Raw genomic sequence first — 6,000 nt, forward strand, 5'->3', positions numbered from 1 at the left:
GTGTGGGATGCGCTGCTCGCTGCGCTGCATGGCGGGATCGCCCTGGCGATGGAGTGTCCGGCACGGAGCCTAGCGCAGGCGCGGCGCCAGGGAGAGGGGCGCGCCGCCCGCCGGGGGCGATTGACGGGCGCGGTGGCGTTGCGCGTAATGCCCGCGAGCGAGGCGCCGAGCGCGCGGGCGCCGCCGGACCGGGACCGGGAGGGAAACGTGCCCAACGACAGCCAGGGATCGCCCCCGACGCCAGCCTCCGCCGCCGCGCAATGCGGCGCCCTCGCCGGCGTGCGGGTCATCGACCTGACGCAGTTCGAGGCCGGCACCTCCTGCACCCAGGCCCTCGCCTGGCTCGGCGCCGAGGTGATCAAGGTCGAGGAGCCGGGCCGCGGCGAGCAGGGCCGCCGCGCCTCGGCCGACCGGCCGGACGCCGACAGCTACTACTTCATGGTGCTGAACGCCAACAAGCGCAGCGTCACCTGCAACCTCAAGCACGAGAAGGGGCGCGCGCTGCTGCGCCGGCTGATCGAGAAGGGCGACGTGTTCGTCGAGAACTTCGCCCCCGGCGCCATCGAGCGCCTCGGCTTCGGCTGGGAGGAGGTGCGCCGCATCAATCCGCGCATCATCTATGCCCAGATCAAGGGCTTCGCCGAGGACGGCCCGTTCGCCAACTATCCGGCCTTCGACATGATCGCGCAGGCCACCGGCGGCGTGATGTCCATCACCGGCGAGCCGGACGGGCGGCCGCTCAAGCCCGGCGTCACGCTCGGCGACACCGGCGCGGGGCTGCACCTCGCGCTCGGCATCCTCGCCGCGATCGTCCAGCGCGGCCGCACCGGCGAGGGCCAGCGCGTCACCGTGGCGATGCAGGAGGCGATGGTGAATTTCTGCCGCATCGCCTTCGCCGCCCAGCTCATCTCCGGCCGCACCGCCGAGCGCCACGGCAACCAGAGCATGATCGGCGCCAACGCGCCGAGCGAGGCCTATCCTTGCGCCCCCGGCGGGCCGAACGACTACTGCTTCATCTACACCTCGCGCGCCGGCGAGCATCAATGGGAGCGGCTGCTGAAGGTGATCGGGCGCGAGGACCTCAAGGACGACCCGCGCTTCGCCGACCCGCACGCCCGCTACCGCAACCACGAGGCGCTGGATGCCATCATCGCCGAGTGGACGCGCCGGCACGACAAGTACACGGTGATGCGGCTGATGGGCGACGCCGGCGTGCCGGCGGGCGCGGTGCTCGACTGCGGCGAGCTGGTGAACGACCCCCACCTCCGCCGGCGCGGGATCTTCGCCGAGGTGGACCACCCGGTGCGCGGCAGGTTCGTCGTCCCCGGCTGGCCGGTGAAGATGTCGGCCTCCCACGTGCCGGTCGCGGCGCCGCCGGTGCTCGGGGCGGACACCGAGGCGGTCTATCGCGGGCTGCTCGGACTGGGCGAGGACGAGATCGCGGCGCTGCGCGCCGAGAAGGCCATCTGAACCGACGGACAGGGGACATCCACGCGATGAAGATCAAGGCCCACGACCTGGTCGGGCGCGCGCTCAAGCGGCAGGGCGTGGACACCGCCTTCTTCCTGATGGGCGGCCCGATGCTCGGCGCCATGTCCTCCTGCATCGCCGAGGGCATCCGCATGATCGACGTGCGGCACGAGCAGGCCGCGGCCTTCATGGCCCAGGCCTATGCGCGGCTGCGCGCGCGGCCCGGCGTGTGCATGGCGGCCTCCGGCCCCGGCGCGATCAACCTCACCACCGGCCTTGCCAACGCGCTGGTGGACTGCGCGCCGGTCGTCGCCCTCGGCGGCGCCAGCCCGGTCGCCCAGTTCGGCCGCGGCGCCTTCCAGGAGATCGACCAGATCGCGATCATGCGCCCGGTGACGAAATGGGCCGAGCGCGTGTACGATCCGCGACGCATCCCGGAGCTGATCGACGTCGCCTTCCGCCAGGCGATGGCGGGCAAGCCGGGCCCGGTCTACCTCGACCTGCCCGGCGACGTTCTGCACATGGAGGTCGAGGAGGAGGCCGTCGCCTGGCCCGCGCCCGCCGCGCCGGAGGCGATCGCGCGCCCCGCGGCGCCGCCGGAGGCGATCGCGCGCGCCGTGGCGCTGCTCGAGGAGGCGGAGCGGCCGCTCGTCATCACCGGCAGCGGCATCCTCTACGCCCAGGCCGCGCGCGAGCTGCAGGAGTTCGTGGAGGCCGCCGGCATCCCCTTCTACACCACGCCGCAGGGCCGCGGAGCGGTTCCGGACGACCACGAGTACTCCTATCCGCGCATGCGCTCGACCGCGCTGCGCGAGGCGGATCTCGTGTTCGTCGTCGGCACCCGCCTCAACTACGTCATCGGCCACGGCCGGCCGCCGCGCTTCTCGCCGTCGGCGCGCTTCGTGCGCATCGACATCGACCCGGCGGAGGCGAACGCCGGCGGGGCGAACGTCGTGCTCGGCATCTGCGCCGACGCCCGCGCCGCCCTCGCCCAGTTCGCCGCGGCGCTGCGCGGCAGGAACACCCCGGCGCGCTTCGCCGACTGGCGCGGCCGCCTCGCCCGGGGCGACCGCGAGCGCATCGCCGCCAACGAGGAGAAGCTCTCCACCGGCCAGACGCCGATCCACCCGCTGCGGCTGTGCAAGGAAGTGCGGGACTTCATGGACCGCGACGCGATCCTCGTCGTGGACGGGCAGGAGATCCTCAATTATGGCCGGCAGTCCATCGGCACCTTCGTCCCCGGCCACCGGCTGAACTCCGGCCCCTTCGGCACCATGGGCGTCGGCCTGCCCTTCGGCATCGGCGCCAAGGCGGCGAAGCCGGAGGCGCAGGTGATCGTGCTGCACGGCGACGGGTCCTTCGGCCTCAACGCGATGGAACTCGACACCGCGGTGCGCCACCGGCTGCCGATCCTGGTCGTGATCAGCCTGAACGGCGGCTGGACCGCCGATCCGGCCGGCAACAAGCCCGGCCGCAACCTCGGCTACACGCGCTACGACCGGATGGCCGAGGCGCTCGGCTGCCATGCCGAGTACGTCGAGGACCCCGAGGCGATCCGCCCCGCGCTCGAGCGCGCGCGGCGCGCCGTCGCGGAGGGCAAGGTGGCGGTGGTGAACGTGCTGACCGACGCCAGGGCGCGGGCGCAGACCGCGGACTTCACCGCCTACACCACCTGAGGGGGCGGGCGCGCCGCCGCCCCGCGCCGATCCTTCTTGACCCGGATCAAGGTGCGACCCGACGGCGGGGCTCAGCGTTCCCCTGGCGGGCCGAAGCCCGGATCCGGCGGAGGCGCCGGGCGCCAGGAAAGGGTGCGGAGATGCGGCTGAAGGACATCCTGGTTCACCTCGACGGCTCGGCGCGGAGCGACGTGCGCCTCCGCCTCGCGGCGGACCTCGCGCGCCGGCACGGCGCGCATGTGGCCGGTCTGTACGTGGCGGATCTCGTCCTGCCGTCCGGGTTCGCCGGCGGCTTCGGCGACGGCGCCGCGGCGATCGGCCCGATGCTCGAGCGCCTGCGCGAGGAGGCGCAGGCCACCGCATCGGAGGTGGAGACGCGCTTCCGGGAGACCGTGCGGCGAGAGGGCATCGAGGGCGAGTGGCGCCTCGTCGAGGGGGTGGCCGCGGAACACGTGGCGCTGCACGCGCGCTACGCCGACCTCGCCCTGGTCGGCCAGCACGACCCGGCGGGCGAGCAGCCCGCCGCCTCGGCCATCATCGAGCGCGTGCTGTTCACCTCCGGCCGCCCGGTGCTGATCGTTCCCTTCGCCGGACGGTTCGCGACCACCGGGCGCCGGGTGCTGGTCGGCTGGAACGCCAGCCGGGAGGCGACGCGCGCGGTGCATGACGCGCTGCCGCTGCTCGCGGAGGCGGAGGAGGTGGCGGTGCTCTCCGTCAATCCGCTCCGCGGGCCCGACGCGCACGGCGAGGTGCCGGGCGCCGACATCGCGCTGCACCTCGCGCGGCACGGGATCAAGGTGGAAGCGGCGCAGACCGTCTCGGAGGAGGTCGGCGAGGGCGACGTGCTGCTCAACCAGGCCGCCGACATGGCGGCGGACCTGCTGGTGATGGGCGCCTACGGCCATTCCCGCCTGCGCGAGTTCGTCATGGGCGGGGTGACCCGCACCATCCTGCAGCGCATGACGGTGCCGGTGCTGATGTCGCACTGACCGAGCGCGGCTACGGCGCCTCGCCGATCAGGTGCAGCACCAGCTCGCGCCGCTGCGCCGCGGTGCGGTGCTCGTAGAGGTAGATCCCCTGCCAGGTGCCGAGCACGGGCCGGCCCTGTTCCACCGGGATCGAGAGCTGCGTCGGGGTGAGCGCGGCGCGGATGTGCGCCGGCATGTCGTCCGGCCCCTCGGTCTCGTGCCGGTAGCGCCCGCCGCCGCCCTCCGGGACCAGGCGGCGGAGGAAGTCCTCGAGGTCGGCGCGCACCTCCGGGTCGGCGTTCTCCTGCACCAGGAGCGAGGCGGAGGTGTGGCGGCACCAGATCGTGAGCAGCCCGGTCGCGATGCCCTGCGCCGCGACCCAGGCGAGGACCGGCGCCGTCACCGCCACCAGGCCGCGGCCCCGTGTCGCGACCTCGATGCGGTGCATCCGCTGCTGCATCGCCATCGCCTGCCAGGCCTCGTCCGTGCGTCCGCCCCGGCCGTGCCAGATCGGCGCTGCCGGACGGCCGGTCAAGCCCGCCGCGCCCGTCAGCCGCTCTCCTCCGGCGGCCGCAGCCGCGCGAAGCCGCGCAGCAGCAGGAGGTCGTAGGCCAGCTTCAGCCCGCCCGCGACCACCAGCGGCCAGCCGAAGGCGGAGAGCGAGAGCATCCACCCGGCGAGCAGCGGCGAGAGCGAAGCGGCGAGGCCGCGCGGCACGCTGGTCAGGCTCGCCGCCGCCGGCCGTTCCGCCGGCTCGACGATCGCCATCACGAAGGCGGAGCGCGCCGGCACGTCCATCTGCGAGAGCAGGCTGCGCAGCACGAGCAGCGCCACCGCCGCCCAGGCCTCCGGCGCGAAGGCCGCGGCGATGAGGAACAGGTTGGCGGGCAGGTGGGTGAACACCATCGTGTTCACGAGGCCGATCCGCCGCGCGATCGGCGCCGCGGCGAACAGCGACAGCGCCCCGCAGAGCTGGGTCGTGAAGAACACCGCCCCCGCGGTCGCGACGTCCATCCCGAAGCGCTCGAACAGCCAGAGCGCGAGCAGCGACTGCACCGCGAAGCCGCCGCCGAAGGCGTCGAGCGAGAACAGCGCGGCGAGCCCGTAGACCCGCCGCCGGGAAGGACCGAGCGGCGGAGGCGGCGCCTCTCCCGCGGGACGTTCGGCGGCGGGCGTGAGGCCGTGGTAGAGCAGCAGGCTCGCCACCCCGAGCGCGCCGTAGAGCAGGAACATCGCCCGCACCACCGCCTCCCGCCCGAAGGCGGGCGCGAGCCAGTCCACCGCACCGGTCGCGAGCGCGCCCGCCGCCGCCGCCATCGCGCCGAGGAAGCTGTAGCGCGCGAACAGCGCCGTGCGCGTCGCGCCCTGCGCCGTCTGCGCCAGGACCGTGTGCTCGAACGGCAGGAACGGGCCGGCGTCGCCGCCCGCCGGGTTCAGCGTGCCGCACAGCGCCACCAGGAGCAGCGGCCAGAACCCGTCGAGGAAGGCGAATCCGGCGCCGGTTGCGGCCATCAGCAGGCTCGCCGCGAGCAGTCCCCGCCGGCGCGGCATGCGGTGCGCGAGCAGGCCGAGGCCGAGCGTCAGCAGCGCCGAGCCGAGCAGCGTCGCCGCCGTGAGCGCGCCGATCGCGACCGCCTCGAAGCCGAGCGCGGCGAGGTGCACCGGCAGCAGGATCGCGGCGCTGCCGTCGGCGAAGCCGCGCAGCGCCCGGGCCAGCAGCACGCGGCGCGCGTCGCTCACTGCCGCGGGGGCAGCAGGCCTAGGTCCTGAACCCAAACTGCTGGACGCGACGGGCTGGGATCTGATTCAAGTTCCCTGCTGGACGGGAGCTTGGCATGTCGCGGTTCGATCTGAGTGAGGCGGAATGGCGGATCATCGAGCCTCTG

The 6,000-nt window shown here is 74.0% G+C and carries 5 protein-coding genes; 3 read left to right on the plus strand and 2 right to left on the minus strand.

The window, feature by feature from the left end; translation table 11 throughout:
- Positions 1–207: 207 nt before the first annotated feature.
- From K1J50_RS11130 to K1J50_RS11140, 3 genes are all read left to right on the plus strand, one after another.
- Complete coding sequence (locus K1J50_RS11130) at positions 208–1,470, plus strand: CaiB/BaiF CoA transferase family protein (protein WP_220117785.1); 1,263 nt, start codon at positions 208–210, stop codon at positions 1,468–1,470.
- Between the two features lie 26 nt (positions 1,471–1,496).
- Positions 1,497–3,146 (plus strand): thiamine pyrophosphate-binding protein, encoded by a 1,650-nt coding sequence (locus tag K1J50_RS11135; RefSeq protein ID WP_220117786.1) that lies wholly within the window; start codon positions 1,497–1,499, stop codon positions 3,144–3,146.
- Positions 3,147–3,286: 140 nt separating this feature from the next.
- On the plus strand, positions 3,287–4,135 hold the full coding sequence (locus K1J50_RS11140; protein ID WP_220117787.1) for a universal stress protein: 849 nt from the start codon (positions 3,287–3,289) through the stop codon (positions 4,133–4,135).
- Between the two features lie 10 nt (positions 4,136–4,145).
- Here the strand turns inward: K1J50_RS11140 and K1J50_RS11145 are convergent, their stop codons facing one another.
- Together K1J50_RS11145 and K1J50_RS11150 are read right to left on the minus strand one after the other, a co-directional pair.
- The gene (locus K1J50_RS11145) at positions 4,146–4,574 is read right to left on the minus strand and encodes a secondary thiamine-phosphate synthase enzyme YjbQ (RefSeq protein WP_220117791.1); all 429 of its coding nucleotides are present in this window, start codon (positions 4,572–4,574) and stop codon (positions 4,146–4,148) included.
- A gap of 89 nt (positions 4,575–4,663) precedes the next feature.
- Positions 4,664–5,854 carry an MFS transporter gene (locus K1J50_RS11150; RefSeq protein ID WP_369413575.1) on the minus strand — a complete coding sequence of 397 codons (1,191 nt, stop codon included), beginning with the start codon at positions 5,852–5,854 and terminating at the stop codon, positions 4,664–4,666.
- Positions 5,855–6,000: the final 146 nt, after the last annotated feature.

Source organism: Caldovatus aquaticus, assembly GCF_019458025.1.
In the GTDB taxonomy this organism is placed as follows: domain Bacteria; phylum Pseudomonadota; class Alphaproteobacteria; order Acetobacterales; family Acetobacteraceae; genus Caldovatus; species Caldovatus aquaticus.